Annotated in this window: 24 protein-coding genes and 5 pseudogenes; 14 read left to right on the top strand and 15 right to left on the bottom strand. The window is 60.7% G+C overall.

What is annotated here, in order from left to right; all coding sequences use genetic code 11:
- Positions 1-138: 138 nt before the first annotated feature.
- Positions 139-1,173: an AurF N-oxygenase family protein gene (locus B0E55_RS29260; RefSeq protein ID WP_080910983.1), complete on the bottom strand. Its 1,035-nt coding sequence runs from the start codon at positions 1,171-1,173 to the stop codon at positions 139-141.
- Positions 1,174-1,310: 137 nt separating this feature from the next.
- On the opposite strand from B0E55_RS29260, the gene B0E55_RS29255 reads away from it, so the two are divergent.
- The 4 genes from B0E55_RS29255 (at position 1,311) to B0E55_RS29240 (ending at position 4,535) form a co-directional block, all read left to right on the top strand.
- Positions 1,311-1,559: a hypothetical protein gene (locus B0E55_RS29255; RefSeq protein ID WP_125461329.1), complete on the top strand. Its 249-nt coding sequence runs from the start codon at positions 1,311-1,313 to the stop codon at positions 1,557-1,559.
- 837 nt (positions 1,560-2,396) lie between these two features.
- Complete coding sequence (locus B0E55_RS29250) at positions 2,397-2,603, top strand: ribbon-helix-helix domain-containing protein (protein WP_241896167.1); 207 nt, start codon at positions 2,397-2,399, stop codon at positions 2,601-2,603.
- Entirely contained in the window at positions 2,600-2,956 is a 357-nt protein-coding gene (locus B0E55_RS29245; protein ID WP_019749913.1) for a type II toxin-antitoxin system PemK/MazF family toxin, read from the top strand. Before B0E55_RS29250 ends, B0E55_RS29245 begins: the two co-directional genes overlap by 4 nt.
- Positions 2,957-3,146: 190 nt before the next feature.
- On the top strand, positions 3,147-4,535 hold the full coding sequence (locus B0E55_RS29240; protein WP_019749912.1) for a DUF1254 domain-containing protein: 1,389 nt from the start codon (positions 3,147-3,149) through the stop codon (positions 4,533-4,535).
- Between the two features lie 214 nt (positions 4,536-4,749).
- Here the strand turns inward: B0E55_RS29240 and B0E55_RS29235 are convergent, their stop codons facing one another.
- On the bottom strand, positions 4,750-4,977 hold the full coding sequence (locus B0E55_RS29235) for a response regulator transcription factor (RefSeq protein ID WP_019749911.1): 228 nt from the start codon (positions 4,975-4,977) through the stop codon (positions 4,750-4,752).
- Here B0E55_RS29235 and B0E55_RS29230 point away from each other — a divergent pair, their 5' ends adjacent.
- Positions 4,978-5,505: a recombinase family protein gene (locus tag B0E55_RS29230; protein ID WP_198538468.1), complete on the top strand. Its 528-nt coding sequence runs from the start codon at positions 4,978-4,980 to the stop codon at positions 5,503-5,505.
- Between the two features lie 258 nt (positions 5,506-5,763).
- On the opposite strand, the gene B0E55_RS29220 is transcribed toward B0E55_RS29230, so the two are convergent.
- A complete protein-coding gene (locus B0E55_RS29220) occupies positions 5,764-6,081 on the bottom strand; it encodes a helix-turn-helix domain-containing protein (RefSeq protein WP_370627638.1) in 318 nt (105 codons plus the stop codon).
- Positions 6,082-6,283: 202 nt separating this feature from the next.
- On the opposite strand from B0E55_RS29220, the gene B0E55_RS31735 reads away from it, so the two are divergent.
- Entirely contained in the window at positions 6,284-6,448 is a 165-nt protein-coding gene (locus B0E55_RS31735; protein WP_157902096.1) for a hypothetical protein, read from the top strand.
- Positions 6,449-6,597: 149 nt separating this feature from the next.
- Here the strand turns inward: B0E55_RS31735 and B0E55_RS29215 are convergent, their stop codons facing one another.
- The 3 genes and pseudogenes from B0E55_RS29215 to B0E55_RS31575 all read right to left on the bottom strand — a co-directional run bounded on the left by B0E55_RS29215 (position 6,598) and on the right by B0E55_RS31575 (position 9,156).
- On the bottom strand, positions 6,598-7,113 hold the full coding sequence (locus tag B0E55_RS29215; RefSeq protein ID WP_019749908.1) for a hypothetical protein: 516 nt from the start codon (positions 7,111-7,113) through the stop codon (positions 6,598-6,600).
- A gap of 348 nt (positions 7,114-7,461) precedes the next feature.
- Positions 7,462-8,215, bottom strand: a pseudogene (locus B0E55_RS29210) (MBL fold metallo-hydrolase).
- Positions 8,216-8,967: 752 nt separating this feature from the next.
- A complete protein-coding gene (locus B0E55_RS31575; protein ID WP_125461328.1) occupies positions 8,968-9,156 on the bottom strand; it encodes a hypothetical protein in 189 nt (62 codons plus the stop codon).
- A 658-nt stretch (positions 9,157-9,814) separates the two neighbouring features.
- Here B0E55_RS31575 and B0E55_RS29205 point away from each other — a divergent pair.
- On the top strand, positions 9,815-10,114 hold the full coding sequence (locus B0E55_RS29205) for an XRE family transcriptional regulator (RefSeq protein WP_241896166.1): 300 nt from the start codon (positions 9,815-9,817) through the stop codon (positions 10,112-10,114).
- A gap of 283 nt (positions 10,115-10,397) precedes the next feature.
- On the opposite strand, the gene B0E55_RS29200 is transcribed toward B0E55_RS29205, so the two are convergent.
- The gene (locus B0E55_RS29200) at positions 10,398-11,489 is read right to left on the bottom strand and encodes an IS110 family transposase (RefSeq protein ID WP_080910993.1); all 1,092 of its coding nucleotides are present in this window, start codon (positions 11,487-11,489) and stop codon (positions 10,398-10,400) included.
- A 563-nt stretch (positions 11,490-12,052) separates the two neighbouring features.
- Here B0E55_RS29200 and B0E55_RS29195 point away from each other — a divergent pair.
- Entirely contained in the window at positions 12,053-12,340 is a 288-nt protein-coding gene (locus tag B0E55_RS29195; RefSeq protein WP_080910981.1) for an aldehyde dehydrogenase family protein, read from the top strand.
- 12 nt (positions 12,341-12,352) lie between these two features.
- Positions 12,353-12,678 (top strand): annotated as a pseudogene (fdxA, locus tag B0E55_RS29190) (ferredoxin).
- A gap of 255 nt (positions 12,679-12,933) precedes the next feature.
- Here fdxA and B0E55_RS29180 read toward each other — a convergent pair.
- From B0E55_RS29180 to B0E55_RS29165, 4 genes and pseudogenes are all read right to left on the bottom strand, one after another.
- Positions 12,934-13,662, bottom strand: a pseudogene (locus B0E55_RS29180) (IS6 family transposase).
- Between the two features lie 185 nt (positions 13,663-13,847).
- On the bottom strand, positions 13,848-14,702 hold the full coding sequence (locus B0E55_RS29175) for an SMI1/KNR4 family protein (RefSeq protein WP_125461327.1): 855 nt from the start codon (positions 14,700-14,702) through the stop codon (positions 13,848-13,850).
- 863 nt (positions 14,703-15,565) lie between these two features.
- Positions 15,566-15,802 (bottom strand): hypothetical protein, encoded by a 237-nt coding sequence (locus tag B0E55_RS29170; protein WP_019749899.1) that lies wholly within the window; start codon positions 15,800-15,802, stop codon positions 15,566-15,568.
- Positions 15,799-16,059, bottom strand: coding sequence for a ribbon-helix-helix domain-containing protein (locus B0E55_RS29165; RefSeq protein ID WP_019749898.1), 261 nt, complete (start codon positions 16,057-16,059; stop codon positions 15,799-15,801). The genes B0E55_RS29170 and B0E55_RS29165 overlap by 4 nt, the downstream gene beginning before the upstream one ends.
- A gap of 657 nt (positions 16,060-16,716) precedes the next feature.
- On the opposite strand from B0E55_RS29165, the pseudogene B0E55_RS32690 reads away from it, so the two are divergent.
- The 3 genes and pseudogenes from B0E55_RS32690 to B0E55_RS32325 all read left to right on the top strand — a co-directional run.
- Positions 16,717-16,869 (top strand): annotated as a pseudogene (locus tag B0E55_RS32690) (CHC2 zinc finger domain-containing protein); the annotation flags it as partial.
- Positions 16,870-17,169: 300 nt separating this feature from the next.
- The gene (locus B0E55_RS32330) at positions 17,170-17,325 is read left to right on the top strand and encodes a hypothetical protein (protein WP_241896165.1); all 156 of its coding nucleotides are present in this window, start codon (positions 17,170-17,172) and stop codon (positions 17,323-17,325) included.
- A 141-nt stretch (positions 17,326-17,466) separates the two neighbouring features.
- Positions 17,467-17,661, top strand: coding sequence for a hypothetical protein (locus B0E55_RS32325; protein ID WP_080910979.1), 195 nt, complete (start codon positions 17,467-17,469; stop codon positions 17,659-17,661).
- 152 nt (positions 17,662-17,813) lie between these two features.
- On the opposite strand, the gene B0E55_RS29145 is transcribed toward B0E55_RS32325, so the two are convergent.
- Positions 17,814-18,233 carry an SMI1/KNR4 family protein gene (locus B0E55_RS29145; protein ID WP_019749893.1) on the bottom strand — a complete coding sequence of 140 codons (420 nt, stop codon included), beginning with the start codon at positions 18,231-18,233 and terminating at the stop codon, positions 17,814-17,816.
- 386 nt (positions 18,234-18,619) lie between these two features.
- Here B0E55_RS29145 and B0E55_RS31730 point away from each other — a divergent pair, with 386 nt between their 5' ends.
- Together B0E55_RS31730 and B0E55_RS29135 are read left to right on the top strand one after the other, a co-directional pair.
- Positions 18,620-18,814 (top strand): IS110 family transposase, encoded by a 195-nt coding sequence (locus tag B0E55_RS31730; protein ID WP_157902095.1) that lies wholly within the window; start codon positions 18,620-18,622, stop codon positions 18,812-18,814.
- Positions 18,792-19,733, top strand: a complete 942-nt coding sequence (locus tag B0E55_RS29135) for a barstar family protein (RefSeq protein WP_241896164.1) — start codon at positions 18,792-18,794, stop codon at positions 19,731-19,733. Before B0E55_RS31730 ends, B0E55_RS29135 begins: the two co-directional genes overlap by 23 nt.
- A gap of 209 nt (positions 19,734-19,942) precedes the next feature.
- Here B0E55_RS29135 and B0E55_RS29130 read toward each other — a convergent pair whose 3' ends face one another.
- The 3 genes and pseudogenes from B0E55_RS29130 to B0E55_RS29120 form a co-directional block, all read right to left on the bottom strand.
- The gene (locus B0E55_RS29130; protein WP_241896163.1) at positions 19,943-20,860 is read right to left on the bottom strand and encodes a hypothetical protein; all 918 of its coding nucleotides are present in this window, start codon (positions 20,858-20,860) and stop codon (positions 19,943-19,945) included.
- Positions 20,861-20,908: 48 nt separating this feature from the next.
- Positions 20,909-21,604 carry an Imm52 family immunity protein gene (locus B0E55_RS29125; protein ID WP_241896162.1) on the bottom strand — a complete coding sequence of 232 codons (696 nt, stop codon included), beginning with the start codon at positions 21,602-21,604 and terminating at the stop codon, positions 20,909-20,911.
- Positions 21,601-23,588 (bottom strand): annotated as a pseudogene (locus B0E55_RS29120) (hypothetical protein); the annotation flags it as partial. The pseudogene B0E55_RS29120 and the gene B0E55_RS29125, both read right to left, overlap by 4 nt.

The following is a 23,588-nucleotide window of genomic DNA, read 5'->3' as shown; positions in this document are numbered from 1 at the left end:
ATTCGATGGGGCGATTCGGGTGTGGGCCTGTGGTTGGCGCGCTGATATCTGTGCGCCAGTCCCTCGACCGCGATGAGCGGGTAACGCAGCTGTCTGCCGAAGTGGGACAGGGGCAGCTGCGTCGCGGGTTGCAGATCGTCAAGCCGCGGCCCTCGACGGCTCGTTGCGGTAACGCGACAGCCGGCCGTCGGTTCCGGTAAGCCGCCAGGACCAGAGGGTGAGCCGGGTGCGCATTCCGTTGGCGTCGGCGAGGCTCCGGACGTCTGCGCAGGACTCTGTAAGGAGTCGCCGGAAATCGGGGTTGCGCATCGAATAGGTCTCGCGCAGAACATTGCGGGGAATACCCAGCAACGTGGCGTCCTGCCGGCTCGGGACGACGATGGACCAAAACCCTATGCGCATGACTACAGGCGTGGTGAGGCCGAGTGCGAGGCGGTTGAATCGGCTCATGCGCGGAGCGTGATGGCGCAACCATGCATGGGCGAACCCGATGTGACGTGCTTCCTCGGCGAGATGGATCTGCATGATGCGGTCGGTGAGCGGGTGAATGCCACCGCCGCGCATGATGCTCTTCTGGATGTGGTCGATCGGCTCCTCTCCAGCGAGGATGATCTGAAAGAAGAAACTGGGCCACAGCGATCCCAGCGAACCGACCAGGGGGAAGGCCTTGACAAGCCACGTTGGGGCACCGTGGACCTCCGGAGCCACCCGGTTGGTGAACTCCTGAAACATCTGGATGTGGTGCGTCTCTTCGGTGAGTTCGTGCATGAAGTAGCGGAATTCGGGGTTCTCGTTCGCCAGGCCCATCAAGAACTGGGTACCGCCGAGAAGGAGCAGTTGCTCGAACTGGGAGCCGGTCTTTGTTATAGATGCGAGCCGAATCCGGGCAACCCGCCGTTGTTCCTGGGGTGAGAGCGCGCGGTACCAGTCGGTGTGGGACAAGGGGTCGACCGCGGGGAGTGTCCATCTTGGGTCGTCCGCGGGGGCGGCGAACTCGGGCGAATTCCAGGCGATGTCTTTGAACGCCTCGAAGTGGAGCCCTGTCGAGGATGCCTCGGACAGTGTGCGCAGAGTGTCGTGGTAATCGCGACGTTCGTTGACGGTATTGCGCCCCGTAGTTGAGCGGACAGATGGCGCGTTACGCCGCGTGCGACGAAGTGCGAGGAACTGCATTTCGGGCTCCTTTGTGGCATCTATCTCAGACGTGCCCACAGTAAACTAAGTGTGACTACGCGTCCACAGTAACTGTATTGGTCTGCATGTCCACGGGTAAGCGCGGAAGGGTGAACGGGGACGCTCAACATCGCACCATGAGCGCGCGGCTCTCGGCCTTTGATGGTGGTGTGGGTCCTGCTGTCGAGACGACAGCGCTGGACGTGGTCGACGGTCGCACGTTAGGCCGTTGTGTGCATCCGCCGACCTATGCGGTGGGATGGGCGCAGGGAGAGGTTCTCGCGATCTCGTCACGGTTGGTGTCCCCGGTTGATCGGGTCGGAACTCACCTCGCCGAACTCGCGTCCCTGCACCGCGACGACATCCGAGGCGGCGCCGACAGTTGATCATGTGGATCGGCCCGCACGTCTTTCGTCATGCGACGGGGATCCGATGGCCCGTGGTTTGTTGCTCGGATGGCGATCGGTAACAGTGGAAATATCTCACCGGTAACTTTCAAGTTGTGTCAGTTCTCTTTCTTAAGTGACTGTGTAACAACCATTTTCGATGGAAGTCGCTATCTGAATTGAAATTCTGGGCGGAAATGCACGACGACCAATGACTCTGGCAGGGGTAACTGTGCGCGTCACCGATGGCGACGGAACCAACAGCGTCGAGATCGACATGCTCGTGACCGCCGACGCCATCACCGAAGTGCCGTCGGTTGGCTGAGACTTGTTGAGCGCCGAGTCTGCAAGAGCGGAGTTTGCGTCAGGCGCTCCCGGTAGAAGGGCGGTAGCCTTCAAGCATGAAACGGTCCAAGCCGGAAGGCGTTGGGCTGTAGACGTACTGGCGGCAGAGGGAATTTTTGCTTCGGAGCAACCTTTGGCCGCGTTACGTGAGTTGCGCCGGGCGAATCGAGCGTTGTCGCTTACCGGTGCCAAGGTTCTTCTGGATCAACTTCTGCCACCTCGCTAGCGCAGTCGCGGATCGCTATCACCGAAACGCCAGCGATCTGGTCCTGGGTCACCACTCCTGAATGATGTCGACGGTGCTCGTCCAGATCGCAGGGTTGTTGACCGCGAAGGTACATCAAATCAGCACGGCATCTCCGGGTGGCTATGAGGTTCGGAGACGCGTCGGGGTGGTTGCTTCCTTTGAATGGCTCTTTCTTACTGGCGGGGCGGTGTAGCCGTTTTCGCGGTGACCACCAGATCATACTTTGGTACGCTTAAAGTATGACCATGAAATTTACCATAAGTCTGCCTGACGAGGATGCACATCTACTCGACGAGTATGTGCGTGATCACGGACTTCGTGGCCGGTCGGCAGGAATTCGAGCCGCGCTCCGCCTACTCTCGACGTCCGGACTCGAACGTGACTACGCTGCAGCCTTTGCCGAAGGTGACGTAGATGAAGTGTGGGACGCTGTCACGGCAGACACGGAATGATTCGCCGCGCGCACATTCACTGGGTGGATCTCGATCCCGCGCAGGGCAGTGAAGCGGCGAAACGACGACCGGCGGTGGTGGTGAGCAACGACCGGGCCAACGCTACTGCAGAAAATCTCGGCAGGGGCGTGATCACCGTGGTTCCGTTGACTACCAATACCGCGCACGTGTTTCCGTTTCAGGTGATTGTCGAGTCCGACGAGTCAGGTTTGGCGCGAGCGTCGAAAGCGCAAGCGGAGCAGGTACGGTCGGTATCGGTTCGGCGTCTGGATCCTGAACCGGTCGGCAAGGTCGGGACGGAGACTTTCGCCGCGCTCGAGGATGCGCTGCGGTTGCACCTCGATCTGCAGTAACTTGGCGCTGCTGGGACCGGGTGATCGCCTCGATCGTCGGGGCGCGGTTGCCGAAGAACTTATTTTGTCTCCGCGAAGAAGCTGTTCGGCTCCGAACGCTGCCATGCCGGCACTGAACTGGACGCACTGAACTACTGGTTCACCCGGTGTGGGTGATTCGCGGCGTGGTTCTTTTCCGGACCATCTGGGTATGGCCGACATCAAATTGACGTATTCCTCCGGAGTTGTCCCCAGGGACGGAGAGCTTCCCGCTCGCGACCACATCGCGACGGTGTTCGACGAACTCGACTTCCAGACTGCGGTGCAGGCGTACTTGTGGGCCATCCCCATCGTATCCTGGGCGCAGTGGATGGACGTGCATACCAACATCTTCGGAGCAACTGCATCCGATATCGTCGTCTACCGCTCCTATCGTGACCGACTGGGCCTGATCACCGCCAACGCGACGACTCCGTACATCTTGAACTTCTTCGATCTCGGTACAACGGGTCCGTTGGTAATCGAGTTGCCGGCGGGGCCGACCGCCGGGGGCATCGCAGATTTCTGGCAACGAGAATTCGCGGTGCTCGGTGAGATGGGCCCCGATGCAGGCAAGGGCGGCAAGACCCTGGTAGTCGGCCCAGGCCAGAGTGCCGAGGACACAGGTGAATACACGGTTGTCCGCTCCCCGATGATGCACATCATGTTCGGCTTCCGCACGCTCGATCCGGACCCGGCGCGCTCGGACGCGTTGGTCGACGCTGTCCGGGTGTACCCGTACTCCGATCGTGAGAATCCGACTCCGACGCGTCTGGTCTCACCGGACGGCAAGCCCTGGAGCGGAATTCAGCCGCGAGACCTTCGGTACTGGGAACTTTTACACGACATCGTGCAGGACGAACCTGTCGAAGAGCGCGACCGGTTCCCGATGGCGTGGCTTCGGCAGCTGGGGATTGAGAGGGGCAAACCGTTTGCCCCGGACGATCGCTTGCGGAAGATCTTGCAGCGGGCAGTCGAAGTGGGGGTGGTGTTCGCTCAGGCGAATGCCTTTGTCAAACGCTTCCCCGGTTCGCGCTACTGGCCGGATCGTCAGTGGGACTTGGCGATTGTTCTGGACAACTCCGCTCAGCGAGGCGGCAACTACGACGAGTTCTACGAACGCGCGTCGTGGTTCTACGAGGCAGTCAGCTTCTCCAAGGCGATGAAGAGTACGACGCCTGGACTCGGTCAGGCATATCTGGGTAGTTACTCCGACGCTGACGGTCACTGGTTGGACGGCGGAAACAGCTACACACTCCACGTACCTGCCGATGTCCCGGCAAAACTGTTCTGGTCTGCGACGGTCTACTCGATCGACACGCGGTGCCTGATCGACAACGAGCAAGGGCGAGGCGACCGTGGCTCGCGAGATGCCGATCTTGTTGTCAACGAGGACGGTTCGGTAGATCTTTTCTATGGACCGACTGCTCCGGAAGGGAAGGAATCCAATTGGGTTCAGACCATTGCGGGTCGGCACTGGTTCTCGTATTTCCGCTTCTACGGACCTCTCGAACCATATTTCGATCGAACGTGGAAGCTTGGTGACATCACGCCCGCCTAGATCATGTGTTCGGTGGTCGAGGTCTGTCGACGATTGCGCGGTATGTGACCTAGCCCGAACGGGCAGGTGTGAGAGGAGGAACTCTCAGTCGCGTGGTAGGTGTGTGTGGCATGGAATCTAGCAGCACTAGAGGGGGCGTGTTGCTCGGTGCGGGGCGCTTAGTCGATGGGTGTAGTGGTGGTTCGGCAGGTGGGGTGGAGGTCTGGTGTCCGGTTCAGACGAGGCCGTATCGGCGTGCCACGAGGACGGCATCACGGCGGGTGTTGACGTCGAATTTTCGATAGATTCCGCGCAGGTGGGTTTTGACGGTGTTGACGGAGACGAACAGGTCAGCGGCGATGGCTTCGGTGGTATCGCCAGAGGTGAGCTTTGGCAGTACTTTCTGTTCGCTGTGTGTCAGGAGTGCTGGCGGGGGTTCCGGGGTGACTAGTGATGTCCGCACGTGGCGTGCGAAGTCCTCGTCGAGTTGGAAATAGTTGCGCCACAAGGTAATTTATCATTCTCGTATTTCGAATCGGAAAATCTCGATCTCGAACAAAATCCCAAACTGCAGCAGCACGCACTCCGACGAGCCGGAGCGATCCGCTTCTCCACCGACCACGAATCCGGTTCCAATACGCCGCGTCCCCAGCTCGCCGAACGCCTGAACTACCTACGCGAGAATGACGGCGATGTCCTCGTCGGGTGGAAACTCGATCGCCTCGGACGGTCCGTCCGCCACGTCATCGACACCGTCCACAACCTCGGTGAACGCGGCATTGCATTCCGTTTCCTCGCAGAAGGATTCGACACCGCCACCGCAGGCGGCGAATTCCTCTTTCGCATCATGGCAGCTCTCGCCCAAATGGAACGGCGCATGATCGTCGAACGCGCCCACGCCGCCTCGAAGCCGCCCACCGTCATGACCCCCCCACACGCTCCGCACTCGCTCGCGCCCTCCGTGAACAAGGTAAAAGCCTCGATGCCATAGCTTCGACACTTGGTGTCGGACGCTCACCAGTCAGTCGAGTGAGGGCCGATCAGTCTGGGAGCTTGCGTAATTCGGCGATGGTCAGCCCCAGCGAGTCCAATCGAGCCATAATGCTCCTCATTTCGACGTAGTCGGCTATGGGACCGTGCAGGCTCGTACATCCGCTGGAGGTTGGTGTCACGTGCATATTGGGAAAGATGCCGCTCACCCGTGTCAACACGTCACCGTCAATGAGAAACTGGTAGCGAATCGGAGCAGTCACCTTGATCGCCCTAACATGTCGAGACACCCTGTGTTCGAGCCAGTTTTGCAGGGAGGCCACGATATGGCGTCACCCGTTTCGGATGACCGCCAGGCCAGCAGTTCAGCCTTCCACTGTGCCACCGACACTCGGTACTCCAGCTTGGCGTCTCGTGTGGCAGCATTGCGCCGCAGTTCACGCGAGATCGTGGACGGATCCCGGCCGAGACTGCGCGCGATCTCACGCACGCAAACCACTTGTGCCGCGGGAATCGCTAGCTGCTCCAGCTCAGGACACGGCACGTACTGCCCACCCGGATCGGGCAATTCGGTCATCGCCATTCCGACACCCTGCCGGAACCGATGGGCTCCGACCGCAGGAGACACGCCCACCGTTTCAGCTGCGCACTCCGAGGTGAAGTCCGTCGTTACCTCGCCAGAACTCGCGTTCGATGCTGCGCTGGGTTGTCGGTGCCACCCGGCGAGATCATCGTGGATCTGTCAGTCATCCAGCCGGTCCGCGCGGAAAGTGGGTCCCGTGCTGTGTGCTCAACGCGGGGACGTCCTCGACGTCGACGGAACCGAGATCATCGACCATCCGTACATCGAATGCCGAGAAGCTCTATCGAGCTTGGGCCTGAACCGCGCCCGCATCAAGGTTCCTCCGTACTCGCTCCACGTCAACGGTCCCATGCAGCATTAACCCTGGAGCAATTTTCTCGGTGACGTCCGTGACTGCCTGATCGACCTGAATTCGCTTTTAGGTTCGGGTGCTGGTTTGAGATCCTTGTGGAAGCGAGATGGGGTTTCGCATTCGCAGTTGCTGCTCGCGGTTGGTCGTCGAGAGCGAGTCTACGGATCGTTTTCCTCGAATCCGATGTACAGGATGTCGTGGAGATCGTCGGGTTTTCGGGTGTTGTGGCGGAAGCGGACCCGGTCCCCGCGTCTGGGTTTCGTGGGCACGCTTGTGGCACGTCGAATGTGGCCACCTTCAGGGTGTTCCGCCGTAATCGTGACGTGGTAGCTAGCTTCACTGTCGGAGATGTTGTGTGGGTCGATGACCACTGAGGTGATGGTGCCGACCGACTCCTCGCCGTCGGCGTACATCGCCGTCTCGAGTCTGGTCAGCGTCATGAAGTAGGGGAAGATCGACGCCAGCAGTACTCCGATGTCCAGGAACCAGATCCACCACGGACCCTCCCCGGAGATGGTGATGTACCAGCTGATGGCCAGCATGACGACGAACGCGCACACGCCGACGACGCCCAGTACATGAAAGATGCGCTCCAATACGGCCAGGCGGCGGATGCGTGTCCGCGTCTCGGGAGTGCGCGCGTGGGCCGACCATTGCTCGAATTTGGTGTTCATGGGCGAACCTCGCGGCCGCGTCTTCGTGCAGAAACGGCGAGAGGAATCCGATCACGATCGGCTCGCACATCGTTTCCGGTTGAGTCATGATTCACCCCTCGTCGACGTCGAGTCGATTCCGACGACATTCGCATCTTTGTCGACTGAGTTCGGTCTTGACTACGTTGGCGCATGATTGAGTGTCCATCGTCGGCCGGAATACAGCACCTTGCGAATACTGTATATCCGCGAGGTCGACCTCCCCGGACGCCACTGACCGCCCCTGTATATGGCGAAGCCGCCGACACCGAAAAGGGCGTCCAGCGGCTGCACCGGGTCGGTGCCCGTCGCGCGTTGGAGCACTTTCCCTCATTCCAACATGACGTCCGCCGCGAACGGATCGGTCGCGGACTGTATCCGTTTGTAGGCGTCTGTGAGTACGGCTTCACCGTGTCCGAATCCTGCGATGTGTGCTTTCGTGGCGGCGAGTTTCGAGAGCGAGCGGGCCGCACGTGCGCGATCGGTGTTGAAGACGCCGAGGATCACCTCTCCGTGGAACTCGGCCACTGTCCGTGGAACTCGGCCACTGCGTCACCGGTGAGCACCGCATCGGGCTCTGGCAGGTACAGCGCAATACTTCCCGGGGTGTGCCCTGGTACCGAGATGACACGGGCCCCGCCCGCGAAGTCCCATTCGTCCCCGTCTCGGACTTCATGGTCCACACGACAGGCAGGACCGTGCGGTGCTTTGTTGCTGTCGGCGTGAATCGTTCGCTCAAGATCTGTCAGTTCGGGAATCGGTCCGCTCTCGGTACCGGATACGAATGCTGAATCATCTGCACCTGCTACAACTTCGACGGTGGACCATGTCGCTATCTCAGCGGCGGAACCTGCGTGATCGTCGTGGAAATGAGTAAGCACGATCCGCTTCACGTCTGTGCGGTCCCTACCGAGCGCGGACAGCGCTTGTCCGATCAGGGCGGCGCTGTCCGGCCATCCTGTATCGGCGAGCGTCACGCCGTCTTAGTTTAGCCAGAGGTAGCAGTTGAGCAGGTGCGCCGGCCCACCGTCGATACGGAGTCGATACAGCGACGGTACGAGCCGCAGAAGTCAGGCGATCGCATCCGCCGAAGGTATCCGGGCGGTGAAGCCCTCAGCGCTCCTTTCGCTCTCACCGAACGACCCAGGTTACCCGGCGAACCCCGATTCGGGCCCTGGGCGACACCGACCGCCCCGGATGTGACGTAGCCGCCGTCACCGAAAAGGGTGTCCAGCGACTTCACAGGGTCGGTGCCCGTCGTGCGCCTCTCGGCAAGTGGCCGTTCGAAGCGGCACTTCTTTCGGTGGTACCCGGGGCAAAGAATTTCAGCACCGACAGCCTATATAACGAGCATCCCCGCAGGCACGCACGATTCGACAACATACGACCGCACTATCGGCCTCATCAGGGTCAGCAGGATTGTCGGCAGGCCGAAGCTGCGTGGGTGGGCTCTGTTATGTCTTCAGCGGACGAGGCGGTGCCCGAGAGGTACGCCGAAGGGCTGAGTCGTGGCCACCGAACCGAGTGATCGGGTTACGAAGGCGATGACGAGAGCTCCAGTTATGAGGCGCAGTGCTTTTCGTTTCACGACATCTCCGTTTCGAGGTGTGCTAGATACGACGGGCTTCCTGCCGCAGGTAGTTGCCGAGGGTAACTAGATTCGGCCTTCTGTGCTCCGTGGCAAGGCAGCCCTGACGGCCACACAAGATAGGGGACCGTCAGGGCTGGTAAACGAACAACAGTATCGCTATACGTTTACAATCCGACCATACCTGCAACGGTAGCCGTATCGTAACTTCGGGGCCTTTTCATCTCCGACTTCGCCCTCTGTCGCATTTAGGCGGGGCGCGTGATGTGTGAGTTCGCAGTGGCAACCCGAGACGACGTCGAGAGCGACTCTCGGATCGGAATGACATCCGCAGGCAGGAACTTCGGTGATCTTGCTGCAGTCTCAGCCGTTCGGCCGGCGAGATCCATGAGCCGTTGTAAACCGCGCTGCTGCAGCGTCGGCATTGCGTGCAGCATGCACCGTTTTTCATCAGCTACTACAACTCTCGGCGTCCGGGGCCCGACCCGCGGAAGATCTTGTCGGCGCAGTCGAGGCGAGAGCTGCCAGCTCGGGACTGGGCGGCGTGGCTGACCGTGTTACCGACATCGAGCTGCCGCGGCAGCTGTATAACGCATGAGGGGAATGCCAAACCTCAGTCTCGTCGGGCATTTCGAAATCCAGGGGTGTTGCTAGAAGGGCCACCAGCGAGTGTGTGATCAGCACGCTGGCGGCCCGGGGTGCGCCGAGAACCGAGGCGGAAGCGGCGCACCGTTTGTGGTGCCCTGCCGACTGTCCGGGGGATCGCGTCGGCAGGGCTACGCCATACTCGAAGTTTGGGGGTTCGAGCGATGCCGCCGAGGAAAATCTACGGATCCGAGGGTTCCGATACCAGTCTTCGCGGAGTCACAGATACTTGAGTGTTGAACTATCCCCAAATCATGGACAACGCATGGGGATAACTGATCCGAGCGCGAAACTCTCGAACTGTTTCGCTGCGCGAATGTTCAGAGATTCCGTGGGAAAATAACGCCCAAGGCTTCAGGATTCGCAGCTTGGGTTCGAGACCAGATCGTGGCCCGCGGCTATGAAAGCCCAGAGGAAGCAGCTCGGGCGCTCGGTGTGTATCCATCCCAGATGCGTCAGTGGACAAGGATCTCGCGGTCCCCGACCCCGCAGGTGCTGCGGCGCGTCGCAGCGTTGTTCGATGCGCCTGTGCAGGAAGTGTTGATCGCCACCGGGTTCATGACGGAAGAGGAGAACCGGCCGTTGTCGCCCACACGGAAGTCGCTGCAGCAATTGTCGAACAAGCAGATTCTCGACGAGATTCGGCGCCGGACTGCCGGAGACTTGGCAGGGCCGCCGATTCCTGTCCGGGTGGACGGAGTTCTCCATTCGCCGGATGGCCCGCCCACAGTGTTCGTCAGTTACACCTGATATGTAAGAAAGTTTGTCAAGAGGCAGGGTGAGACGCCGCCAAGGAGCGACCCTGGCGGCGTCTCTGTGCTTCGTCGATGAGTCCGTGTGGTGAGCGTGTCGTATCGCGACGCGCGGTCAGACTGATATGCGCGGATTGGTTACCGCAGGACGGGGTTTCGGCTGGATCGTATCCGCGTGTCTAGGATCGAGCATCGACCCGAAGGTCTGCTCATAGTTGTGTCGCGGGTCGATCCACGCGCTGCCACCACCGACTGACTCGACGAAGCAGTTCATGGGACTTTCAGCAGTCCATCACCGCCAGCGACCAGCACCAGCCGGCCAACTCCCGCGCGATCGCCACATTCGCCACCACTGGCCGCTTGCGCCGCTCGAGGAATCGCACCCACCGTTGATGCAGACGACGGTTACCTTCATCGCCGCGTGCTCGTGCGGCCGCGGGAGCCAGATCCCAGCGGCCACGCATCACCGCACCCACGTGATAGCGGGCACGGTGATGCCACGCCGCCTCGACCAAGAGTCGGCGGACGTGGGTGTTCCCGGTTTTGGTGATCGACCCTTGCACCCGCGATTTCCCCGACGAATACTCCGACGGAACCAAACCCACAAACGAGCCAATGCTGTTGCCGGTGAATCGATTCCAGTCCCCGATCTCCACTGCCAATGCGAACCCGGTTAACGTCGAGACCCCGCGCAAACAGGACACGCGGTGCACGATTGGGGTGAACTCACTATCGGCGGCCATGTCCTCGATCGTTTTGTCCAAACGGTCGCGGCGGGCCACCATGGTGAGCACATGGTCGTAGTCAGCATCGAAGGCCGTCGCGGTGGCTGGTGCGGTCAACTGTGGTGCGGCTTCGCGCCGAAGCCACTGATCGTGTGCCCCGGTCCATGCCGCACCTCCGTAATAGACGATGCCATGGCGCAACAGCAGTTTCGACAACCGGTGCCGAGCCCGCATCAAATCGCCGCGGCAGTCCTCGCGGGCACGCACCAGGTCCCGCGCCGCTTCCTGCTCAACCGACGGCACCGACACCGCAGTGACCTCATCGAGTCGCAACAGCTCGGCCAGATGCATCGCATCACGCGCATCGGTTTTCACTCGGTCCCCGGCTGGTTTTTGCAGCTTCGACGGCGCGGCCACGGCGCATCTCACACCGGCATCAGATAAGGCCCGATACAGTCCAAATCCGGTCGGACCTGCCTCGTAAGCAACCGCCACCGGTCCTGGAAGATCAGCAATCCAGGACCGAATGTGTTCGTAGGACGGGGTCAACCGCGCTCGATGCACGTCACCGGTGACGCTGTCGATTGCCGCAGCCGTCACCGATCGTGCGTGCACATCAAGACCAACACTCGTACGCTCTGTAAACACCGGGGCCTCCCACCACTGTTGGAAAGACCGGGCAGGGATTCCCACTCGGTAACCCACGACCATGGGTGAGTGAGGCCCCGGCCCGCAACCCCCGGCTGAACGTCGGCGGTCCCTCATACCGTCTAGGCGGGCCGCGCACGCCGAGCCGGCAAAGGCGAACGTGCACGAGGGATACTACTTCTCGAGTATGGGGCCGAACCGCGCTTGGCGGTTGCACACGGTACTTAAGTATCAGGCAGGCGCGTCGCCAGCGCGTCCATAGTGCCTACGGTTCAACGTGGCGGCGTGAGCGTTTGGAGAGACCCACCCCCGGCGAGTGCACAGCCGGAGGGCAGGCCTTGCGCGGCCGAACTGACCACTCAGAATCGCCGCAGCAATGAAATGATATCCAATTTCCACGTTCAAAATGCCAGATAGTACTTCGAGTGTGCGATCCAAGTGCGAAAATTCATTGCCGATAACGTGGTGCAGGGTGGCCACTCAAACGGCCAGGCCTTTGAAGCGACGGTGATTACCAATGTATCCAACGACGACCCGTCGTTACCGACGAGATCTTCGGCCCCGTGGTCGCGGTTCTTGAAGTCCCCGACTACGCGGAGGGGCTTGCCCAGATCAACAACTCGTCCTATGGCCTCACCGCAGGCATCTGCACCGACAGCCTCGCTCGATCAACCGACTTCACCCAGCGCGCCCAAGCCGGGGTCGTCAAGGTCAACCGACCAACTGCGGGGTTGGATCTGAACGTACCGTTCGGCGGGATCGGGGATTCATCGACAAACACCTTCCGGGAACAGGGCCACACTGCGCTGGAGTTCTTCTCCTGGGGCAAGACCATCTATACGGGTGTCTAGGAGCTGTGAAAAATGGCCTACGTCATTGCACTTCCCTGCGTGGATGTCCTGGACCGGTCGTGTGTGGAGGCCTGTCCCGTTGACTGCATTTATGAAGGTGAGCGATCAATGTATATCCACCCGGGGGAGTGCATCGACTGTGGGGCCTGCGAATCGGTTTGTCCTGTCGAAGCAAGAGGATCTGCCTGACCTCTGGGCCGGCTATGTCAGCGCAAATGCCGAGTTCTTCACTGACATAGGCTCTCCGAAGGGTGCGGCAGCTCGGGGGGCCAATGTCCTTTGATGCAGCTCTCGTTGCAGCACTTCCCCTGCAAGAAGTAGCTGCCCATCAGGCATAGGAGTATCCCTATCTCCTAATGTCCACCAGGCACGGATGACCTCGCGGTCGACGACAGCGCCGTAGCCTTCGACAACGTCGTCGAGATGTTCCGGGTGGCAAAGGGTCGATGTTGCCAGTTCGGACAAGGGATCGCCCTGCGCGGTTTCGGATCAGTCGATGACACTGGCGACGGCACTGTCACGTTGATCGAAAAGTGAAGCAGCGAAGCATGTTTAGTGCGGTCGGTTACAGGATGCCACTGGCCCGTTCGCTTTCACGCAACAACACCGGTCGCGGTGACTTCCTGCCAGACCGCGAACCGGTGGGTCATCTCGGTACGCCATTCGGGCGCCGGGAGTCTGTGTCGCCAGGATTGGAAATGCGGTGAGATACCCGAGAAGGCGGATAGCCCGAGAAGACGGACAGGAAGCGTTGCGCGTGTCGGGCCGATGTGAACCGTTTGATGGCCCGTTCTCGCTGCCTGGCGGGTTGATGCGAGTTCTCGGCTTGATTGTTCAAGTACTTGGATCGGCGATGCTCGACCGAGGCCAGCAGCTCGCGGTGCGCCACTTGGGGGCTGCCGAGCTTGTCGGTGACGATTGCTCGCGGCACATAGCGCAAGCCCGCTCGAGTAGCTTACGGAAGAATCGCTTGGCGGCGTTCCTGTTTCGTCGGGGCTGGACCAGTTCCTCGAGTACGTTGCCGTGCTGGTCGACCTCCCGTCGCAGGTAATGTTCCCGGCCTCTGATTGGGATGAAAACCTCGTCGAGGTGCCACTTGTCACCGGGTCGCGCCCACCGTCGTCGCAATTGGTTTGCGTAGGCCTGCCCGAACTTGGCGTACCACCGCCGGATCGTCTCATCGCTGACCACGACACCGCCTTCGAGCATGAGTTCCTCGACTTACGGAAGCTGAGCGGGAACCCAAAGTACAGCCACACGCAGCCGTTGATGATCTCGACCGGGTAGCAGCGACCTTTATCCGACGGCATTGGGGTCGCCATTCCTCATTCTCCCAGTTGCCGTGCGCAACAACGTGACTGTGCCCTCAAGGGTATATCCCTCGCGTAGCCGTCAGTTGTTCGATTCTGTCACCACGCGCGTGATCTTCGGAAGCACCCGGATGGAGCGGACGAAGAAACCTACGGGTGGGATGCAGTCGCGCAGCCGCTCTCGAAGTTGGCCTCTTTCAGAGTTGCCCTAATTGGGCCCCTCGCGTGCAGGCCGCGAAAGATGTTTTTTTAACAAGCTGTCTGAGTCGCCACGTGCGGTCAGATTCCCATTCGAGGGCTCCATTGACGCTCGTCCAGTACCACCCGTCGTCGAATGCTTGCGAGGTCGTCAGACTGTCGGCGAGGTCAGTCAGCATGGCGCTGATTGAGACCCAACGGGGTCCGGGTTCGTCTGCCCCGGTTTTGTCGAATTCGGTTACGCAACCGTGCATGGGGCCGGGGCGGGTGTCGACGCACAAGAAATTGCCGTCCATCCCTGCGAAAGGCACGAAATCCGGGAGGAAGGTGTCGGCTTGAAATCCAGCGTCGGTGGGGCCTTCAACGGGGCCATCGCCGAACAAGCGCGCACTCTCGTCCCCAATCTGAATAGACGATTCGCAATACCAGAGGACATCGTCCAACGTGAGAAGCGCGAAACGGTGGAGCAACCCCAGCAACCTTTCGTCGGAAACTCCGTCGACCAAGGTGTACAGCTCGATTAACTCGGCCGGCCAGCTTTGTCCCGTTCTCTCGATCGCGGCGTCCACACGGTCGCGCTCGGCTCCAGTGATCGTCATGCCGGGAAAGTGGACTCGCAGCCACTCGGTGATCCGGTTCCACTGATCACGAACTGAACCCGCCGGCGTTGAATGCGCGGCTCTTCGCGCGTGCGAAGAACCGTCGATCATCGCCTCGACAGCGGCGCGGCGCTGTGCGTTCTGTTCCTCAGTGACACACCGGCGGATCTCGGCTTCGAGTTCAGTACGGTCAAGACTCTGGCCACCAAAGCCCGATACCCGAGCGTTCGCGCTTCCCAACGACACCCAGATCATCGGCCGCGAACCGTCCTCCGCCGTAGCAAACTGCACACATACGTCTGCGATCTGCGCGATCGCGGCATCGTCACCGACGACGTAACCATCGCGTACGAGAACCTCACCGGAACCCGAGTCTGGCCGAGCAACCGCCCAATAGGTCACGAAGTGCTCCCTTTCATTCGACAATGGAAACCGACTGTCTGTCTCCGGGGATTGTCTCAGCCGGTCGGGGCGGCACGGGCAGTGACGTGGTCCGTATTCGTAGTGTTCGCGTTCGGAGCGATTGGTCCCGCGTCGCGTGTTGGTCGGGAGGTGGGAACGGCCTTCGTGTCGTGCTTGACAGAAGTTATTTATAATTGTCTTGTGGGGCAACCTCTTTGAGGCGATCTTGAAGTCGCTTGTCGGATCGTCGTCCGCGAACCCAACCCGCCTCAGTACATCGTGGCAATACAGAAATCCAGCAACAGCAGGCGTGGCATCTGAGATCGGGTGCTCGTGCGCCAGGAGGGTTCGTTGGCGAGACTGAGTCGTGGATCGGGTTCAGTGCCGTCGTCATAGAGCTGACGGGGTCAGCGCCGAAAGCGGCTGTCGTCGAGCGCTACCTCTCCGGCATCTGGGTATTCATTTGTCATGTCACTGAACAACTTTCGGGTGTGGGGTGAATATTCAGTGTCGTGGGGGGAGAGATGTCGTGTGAGCTGCATGTCGCCCCACTGATGGTGAGAACGGTCGGTGGTGCCAGTTCTCGGCACGGGGCGGTGGAGGTGAACGCACCTGTGTCGGTGGAGGCTGCGATCATCGAGCGTTGATGGCGATGTCCTCGTCGTACCGGCGAGCAGGTCGACTTCCCTTCATCGCACTCGATGAACAAAGATCGATTACAGGAGATCGACGTACTGAGGTCGGGCCTTCATGGCGTGTATGAGTAGCTCGTTTCCGCTGTCGAAGCGCAGCACAACCAGCTCCAGGAGGCGTCCGTTCGGGTCGAAGCCCAGCCGGAATTGGCGGGCGGGGTTATCGTCGTCCAAGTCGGCGACATAGACGTGGTGCTCTGCCGCGTAGATGCCGGCGTTTTCGCTGATTGCGTGTTTGAGTGCGGATTTGTGTGCTTTCACGCGACCTGGGTCCAGGCACGCACTGCTTCTCGGATCGCTTCGGACCGGGAGACGTGTTCTTGTTCTGCGCGGGCGTTCAAGGCTTCGAGCAATGCGGCGTCCATCCGTACGGGCACTACTGCGCCGGGGCCGGCGCCGAGGGTGGGCCGGCCGCGTTTGCGTAGCTTTTCGACGTCGTAGCCGGTTTCGGCTTCGTTTGCCCATTCTTCGATCATGTTGTCGGTGACGGGCTGATCGTTGATCGTTTCGTCAGTCATAGCTATTAGTGTAATACGAAATTGTGGCGGTGAATATCGTTCCGGATCCGGGTCCGGTGTGTCATCACAGGCGTCCATAGCCAATATCCCGTCCCTACCCGTCAGAGTGCATCGGGATGCGTCGGCGAGGCGCAGCAGGGCGGCACCACGATGGCCGGCATCGTTCGGGACGCCGGTCCTATGTTCTGGGTTCTGCTGCAGGACCGGCCATGAACTGATCATCTGGTTGCTGACCGAGTCAGCCAGCCGAAGCGAGTTATCGGGTCGAACACAGGCAGGGCGTTGTCTTGCGGCACGGACGGTTGTCCGAGAAATCAAGCTGTATTTGATGCTCGATGTTACGGAAACATCACCCAAGGCCTCAGAGGCCGGAAGACGGGGCCTGAGTAGGGAACCGATGACGCTCATGCTTTAGTCGATAGCTGCGTAGTGACTGAAAAATGTGGCTGTACTGTGCAGCTTCGTTCAGCCGTCTAGGTTCGGGTGCGTGACTAGTTCACGCATTCCTGACGGGGAACTGACTGCGATTCGGGAACGGACCTCGCTGGCAGATGTCGTTGAGGAGTTTACGAAGCTCAGTGGAGTGGGCGCGACGCGAAGAAGGGCTACTGTTCGTTTCACGGAGACCGCGCTGCGAACTTCGATGTTCGTGTTCAGTCGCAGTTATTCCATTGCGTTTCCTGCCATGAGACCGGCGGTATCTTCGGTTTCCTGATGCTGGCGGAGAAGGCCGACTTCAACTCCGCTGTGGTGATTGCCGCTGTACGCATCGGCTACCGCACCCACTGCCGGGACGACGAACCAACGTAGGAGCAGTGTCACGGCGCAGTGTTGCCGTCCTGCAGGGTCATTCCGCTGATTGCGGCATTGAAGTCCGATCCGTTCATGAACATCCAACCTTTGTGCAACTGCCCTAGATATTGGAACGGTCGCTCGACGCAAGTTGTATCGTCCCCGGCGTCTTCGCCTGCGACTCAGAGGTCTCGTGTAGTCCAGTGAAGAAGTAGGGGATCGCTCCTCATCGTCGCAGAAGGACAACGGGATGGCACTGATCTGCGGATCTCGTCCCGTGTCGCCGGGTATTCAGGATTGTCTGCGGTGAGAGGGCGGGTGACAGGCGTTCGGCTCGACGTCGCGGCCGCCGGCGAAGGGCTCCAACTACGCACCGGACGCATGGAGATCTCCAACGAGAGCGGACAGCTCCGCTGGGGCACTGTCGACGACAGAACTCTCGCCGCGACGTCGCCGCTCCGGGCAGCACAGTGATCAACACCGACCATTGGACCGAATGCTGGCCCGACCACCCCGTGATCAGGACATTCGACGAGCCGCGGGCAGTGAAAGTCGACATCGGCCCGGGCGCTCCCGCTCGGACGTGGGGGAGCATCACGCGCTGATCATGTGAGCATGCGCGTGAAAACGTCCGCGCTGTACATGTCCGGATACCTCGACGGAGCCTTGAAATTCTGGGCGAAAATGAACGACGGCCAATGGCTGGCCGGAGTAACCGTGCGTGTCACCGATGCCGGCGGAACCAATCTCGTCGAGATCGACCTGCTCGTGACTGCCGACGCCGTCACCGAAGTGCCTGCCACCTCGTGAACGCACCAAAAGGGCCGGTGAGTAGTACGCTCACCGGCCCTGCATGTACAAACACCACTCGGCGACCGGTACGGTCGTTGGGCGACCACCGCGGACATGCAGCCCGCGAGGGCGACGAGGGGCGGCCGACATCGCGCGGATGCCTTCGTGAGTCAGTCGTCGACGTTCTCCTCCAACAGCGTGCGGAAACTGGCCGCCAGTCGAACAACTGTGTTCCCGTTGTCATGGTCGACCAAGCACACGCTTCCGTCCGCAGCGATCCAGATCGGATTCCCCGACCCGTCGTCAGCGAACACCACCCCGTCGATGAGGGCACCGTATGCGTCACGTGCCCCAATGGTCAGCTCGATGCATGTCTCACGACCGGTAAGTTCGGCGTTGTCCCATGCGTGCACTGACACGCCCACGAAGCATCCACCCCAACGCCCCACGAACTCGGTGAAGTCTTTGTCCGGGACGATGTCGAGCGCTTGCAATCGCGTGTGAAGCTCGTCTGCCGGAATCGGACGGCCGGGACCGTAGAAGTCCACGGTCCGCTCGATGCGAGCGACCACCCCGTTTCCGAGAGCCATATCGGAAGGTTACTTACCGGCACAGGACACTAGGTCACCCCGCTCGGTCGGATCACCAATTGCATCCGCCTGCCCGGCGGCCCGGCCGCCTGCGGTGTCCCCCGAAGAGAACTCCGCTTCGCTCCGTCTGGAAAAGCGTTCTATTTGTTTCCTTACCGTGTTGCTGGGCGGTACTTGGCGAATATTTGTAGGTTCGGAGCTGCCTGGGAACGCCGGGTATGGCTCTTTTGTTTCTGCTGTGCGCATGGCTGAAGGAGAATGGCCGCCCGGTGTTCTCGACGACTCGACCGCTTATTGAGAGATGCGAACTATATCGCTGTGTAAGGACACGACGGAGAGGTCGTCCACCAGGTCTGTCAACCGAATCGAGAGCCGAAGGGGAACCCATGAAACCACTATGGGCAGGCATCGAGGCAGGTAAAACCCACCACCATTGCGTGGTGATCGACAGCGACGGAACGCAATTGTTCTCCCGCCGTGTCGCGAACGACGAAGCGGATCTGACGACGCTCGTCGACAACGTCCCCGATCGCGATCGGATACGCATACGCTCGGTGGATGGCGCGCAGGGTGGTGTTTGATCCGACTGAGCGGGAACTGTTCCACGAGCAGCGGCAAGGGTTCGACTGGACGCTTCTGCAGTCGGGGTTCGTGTTCCGGTACGCCACTCGGTTCCAGCTCGACAGCGCGTGCACACGACTCACAGACCTCGGCTATCTGGTGCATGAGCTCGAGGCGCAGGAATGGACCTCCGTTGAGGACATGCACGCCGCGTTCGCAGCATCACTGTCGTTTCCGGACTACTACGGAAAGAACCTGGATGCGTTCAACGATGTCCTCAGTGATGTCGCGAGCTTCAGCTATGGCAGCGACCCTGCGACGGTGGGAACTGTCCTTGCGATCGCGGACTTCGACGTGCTGCTGCACATCGACCGTCGGACCGGCCGGAGCATCCTGGAGATCTTCGCAAGGCAGGCGCGTCTGGCGGCTCTCTACGGACATCTGATGCTGTTCTTGGTGGAGACAATTGCGACGGATCTCGGGAAGGTCGGGGATGTCGACGTCTACGAGGGCACGGTGTGGGATACACCTCCGGACCCGCCGGTTCCTTTCGAGGAAGCTGACGTGCTCAAATTCGGGTTTCGGATCTATGCCACGTCCGATGAGGCTGCTGGGTATGTGTCCGTGCTCGACAAGGTGGTCGCACCCGTTCTCGGCGAGATCGAGCGGTGGCAGATTCTCGATCCCGCACTCGTACCGGAGAACTCAGTCCGTTTCCACCGAGAACATCCCGGTGCACGGCGACAGCCCGGCCAGCAATTCTGGGTCGTCCCATCGGTGTCCGCGGCGTTGGGGATGCCATGGCGCTCGGCGAAGAGATCTTTCGCGCCGTCGAGCGGGCATGCTCTTCGAGCAGATGTCACAGACGTTGTACAACATCGGCTATCAGGAAGCCGCGTTCGAAAAATATCAGGAGTTGGCCGACTTCCCGAACGGTAACCGGCAAGTGGATCCGTGACTGGTCCCCGATCCGGTAACGGATAGTGACCGGAGTGAGGATTCTGACGCGCTCGTGAGAAAGAAGCATGACGCGATGTTGCGAACCTGCAATCAGGGAGCCCGCACGCGTCAGCGAAGCTTCAGCGGCGATGTACCGGTCATCGTTCCTGAGTCGAGCTACCGTACCCGGCAATATGATCGACCAGTGCTCAACCATGTGATGGAGTCATGACACAGCGGTTTCTAAAGGTGCCGATTGTGCTCAAATCCGACGCGCCGCCCTCCACCGCGCCTTTCCATCTGGGTGGCCAGATTGGTGTCCACCTGTCATGGACGCCCACGCTGGGACGTTGGAGGCGAACCTCCGGTCGTTCGGTCAGCAGGCCGGCCGCTGCACGGATGCTTCGGATATCGTCGGCAACCAACGGGGCGCGTGGATCACGCTGGATGCCGATCGTTCCTTTCTTGTACGGAAAAGCTTCGACAGTGGGTGGGATCTGCGTTTCGTTGATCGGCATCTCAGGGCCGAAGTAGGTGCAACTGCCCACCGTTGCGTCGCCGGGCACGTTGTACTGAGGTGTGAGCTCCGCATCCCGGTAGAGCACGGCCGTGGGAGCGTCCCAGATATCGGCCATGGCCTGGACGAGTTTCAATGACAGTGAGATCAGAGATTCATCGGCGAAGCCCCCTGGGTACGGCCAGATGAAGGTGCAAAGTAAGGAACCTGCTCCTGCCGTACCCCCGAATCCGATGAGAATTTCGATGTTTCCGTTGTCGGTGAACAACCTGAGTTGATGCCCGAATGAGAGTGGGTAAATCCCGCCTGCGGCATCAGGAGACTTTCTGCTCTCGATCATTGCGGCCTCGAGGGAGGCCTCTGTCTGAGGCGTGAGGATCCGTCTACCATTCGATGCCAGAGCCTGCTCGACCGTAACGCCGTCGGGAAGGTCATTCCTCACGGAGCGATACATGTCGACGTCGAAGACCGGGTCAAGCTCTCGAAGGAACTGCAGTGACCGCGCTGCCAGCACTGCGGTGACCGATTCGGCTTCCGGCGGCCCCTTTCGCGCCATGACTTTCAAGGTCAATCCGGACGTCGGATCGCGACGTAAAGATGAAGCAGACAACGTCACTCCTACTCGAAGACGATCGGCCAATCCGAACAGGCTCTGGCGCTACACCGGATACCCGAACGCTGCGCGTACTGCCACGATGTCGGCGGCAGCGACCTCCATTGGCTTGTCTCCCAGCCGGATCAACGTGCCAGTGGGCAGTTCCTCTACCACCGCAGATTGGGGCAGCATGCTGCGATCGAGTGTGATTCCGGAATGGAAGTACGTCTCCCATCCCACCTCGACCTCGCCTTTCGACCGATTCTGAAGTTTCCTGTAGTCGCCGATGCTCCATCGAGCCCGATCCGGTTCCCAATGTTCGACGATCACTTTCATGATCGCGTCTCCGATGCCTGGGTCGAGCAACCGTCGCAGTTCGGAGGGAACATCCTTTTCCGTCGGCAACGCCACCTGAACACTGTTGGGTGCACTGGTTTCCACGCCGCCGACCCAGGCGATGATCGCCCGCGCGGTTCCGTCTTCCGGCGACAAACTGATGCTGTAGCCCGGCCCCGGGGTATCCGAGTATCCCATCTCCCCGGAGCGGGAGTGCTCGAAGATTCGCACCAACCCGTCCACACTGAGATCCGCAGTACCTCGACTTCGCTGCTTCGTATTCACCCACGGCAATGCCCAATCCGGGTCGATCGCTTCCAGGTCGTCGAGGAAGGCCCGCATCGTCTGCGCCACCTCCTGACTCGTCTGCACCCGCGTGCCCCAATATCCGATCACTGTCGGCCATCGCCCGACTATGCTCATCGCCCCGTCCTTTCCAGCCATTGCGTAATAGTCTCCACCGTCACACCGACGACATCTGCTTGCTCGAAACCTTCCCTGGCGAGTTCAGCATATTGCTCGTTGAGCATCACCCACACGAGCTCCGCGTCCATGCCAGCTTGTGCGAGGGCAGCAAGCTGCGCCCGTGCCGTATCAGGCCACTTCACTCGCCAGGTATCAGCGAACCACGCTGTGAGGCGAGGTTCACCGTTCCGGTCGAAGATGAACTCGTAGATGTGTTTCGCGTCGACGATGACGTTCATGTCCGGGAACCACCCGTCGAATTTGAGCGCGCCGTTCTTCGCGGCATCGAGCGGCAAGATGAAGGCGAACTTGCCGTCCACCAACGTGACGAGTTCCTGAAACACCCGATACGGCTTCAACTTCAGAGCGGCGTCGTATCGGTCACCTTCCTTCGCTTCACCCCACACACCGACATCGGTGCTATCCCGATCACCGATGATCCTGGACTGCAGCGTACGCAGATCCAACGGGCCGACTCCTTCGACCTCCACGATGTCCGGCGGTGTTTCCCCGGGTGCGAGTTGCGGTGGTTTTTCTCGTGCGAACGGCATCCACCACAACGGATCCTGTTCAACCCCTGGCCCTTCCGGGCTGTCAGGCTGTGTGGGAGGCATCGTGACCGCGGGTCGCTGCGTCGGGTCCTCGATGGCGCCAGGGCTGGGAATGGTGCTCGGATCGGTGGCGAAGGGGTCGAATTCCGGTGGGCCGGGTTGCTGTGGAGCGCCGGGAGCATCCGGATTCACCGGCACCTGACCGACATCGGGCAGAGTCGGCACACTCGGTTCCTCGACGTGACCTGGCGAGGGAACATTCGGGGTAGAAATCCCTGGTGTCAGGTTCGGCCCTGGATCACCAATCTCCCCCGGCGTGGATGATTCCCACTGGCCACGGTCGGGATCGCCGGGCGAAGTGGGTTGCGAGGGTTCCGGAATCGTGGGATCCGGGCGTGCAGGTTCATTCACGGAAGGGATCGCGGGTTGGTCATGTTCGGCAGGTGGAACGGTGCCGTCGATGACGGGTATGCCGCGCGGTGGCACTGCACCCGGCCGGGGAACACTCTGCGCCGGAACAGACGGTGCGCTGGTCGGGGGCCGGGTGGGTGTTGTCCGGTTCGAGACGATCAGGTCTTCGGCCCGGATCGCGCCGAGGCCCAGGCGGACCCCGCGCAGCGGTGGGACGACGAAGCTCATGACCTCGTCGGTGTAGGGCTGATCGTAAGCGACACCGGGGTCCAGATGCTGCGCGTCGCCTATCCGAACTGGTTCGCCGGTGCTCCAGTCGTACAGGGACAGTTCCGAGTTGGAATGGTCGAAAACCTGGTAGGGGCGTCCCTGCTCGTCGTAGGTGACCTGCAGGTCGTGCTCTTCTCCCTGGGCGTCGGTGTACGTCCAGCTCCACACGTTCGGCACTTTCGAGGCTGTGCCAGACCAGCTGGTTCCGTTTTCGTCCGTGAACGAGACGTCGGTGACAGCGGGTTCGGTGGTGTAGTCCTGCCCGCCGATGTTCGAAGTGATCGGCTCCTGGGTTTGGTCGGCGAGTATCGCGTCGCCGACAGGGTTTCCGGTTCCTGTTTCAGTGATCGGTGGTTCGGAGACCTCGGAGTTAGGGTCACCGGACATGAGATGGCCGAGGTCTGAATCTGCCGGGTCCGCAGGTTCTGTGGTGTAGTCCCGCCCGCCGATGTTCGAAGTGATCGGCTCCTGGGTTTGGTCGGCGAGTATCGCGTCGCCGACAGGGTTTCCGGTTCCTGTGTCGGTGATCGGTGGTTCGGAGACCTCGGAGTTAGGGTCACCGATTATGAGCTGGCCGAGGTCTGAATCTGCCGGCTCCGGGGGGTTGGCGGCGAGGACGTTTTGTGCGTCCCTGCGTGCTTGTTCGCCCTCCGGGGTCATCGGGCCGATGAAGTTCGCCTGCGCTTCGAGCGCAGCACGTTCTTCCGGTG

Origin of the sequence: Rhodococcus sp. 66b (assembly GCF_002076325.1) — a bacterium.
Taxonomy (GTDB): Bacteria; Actinomycetota; Actinomycetes; order Mycobacteriales; family Mycobacteriaceae; genus Rhodococcus_F; species Rhodococcus_F erythropolis.
The sequence above is the reverse complement of the archived record's forward strand: the minus strand, read 5'-3'. Positions and strand labels throughout refer to the sequence as shown.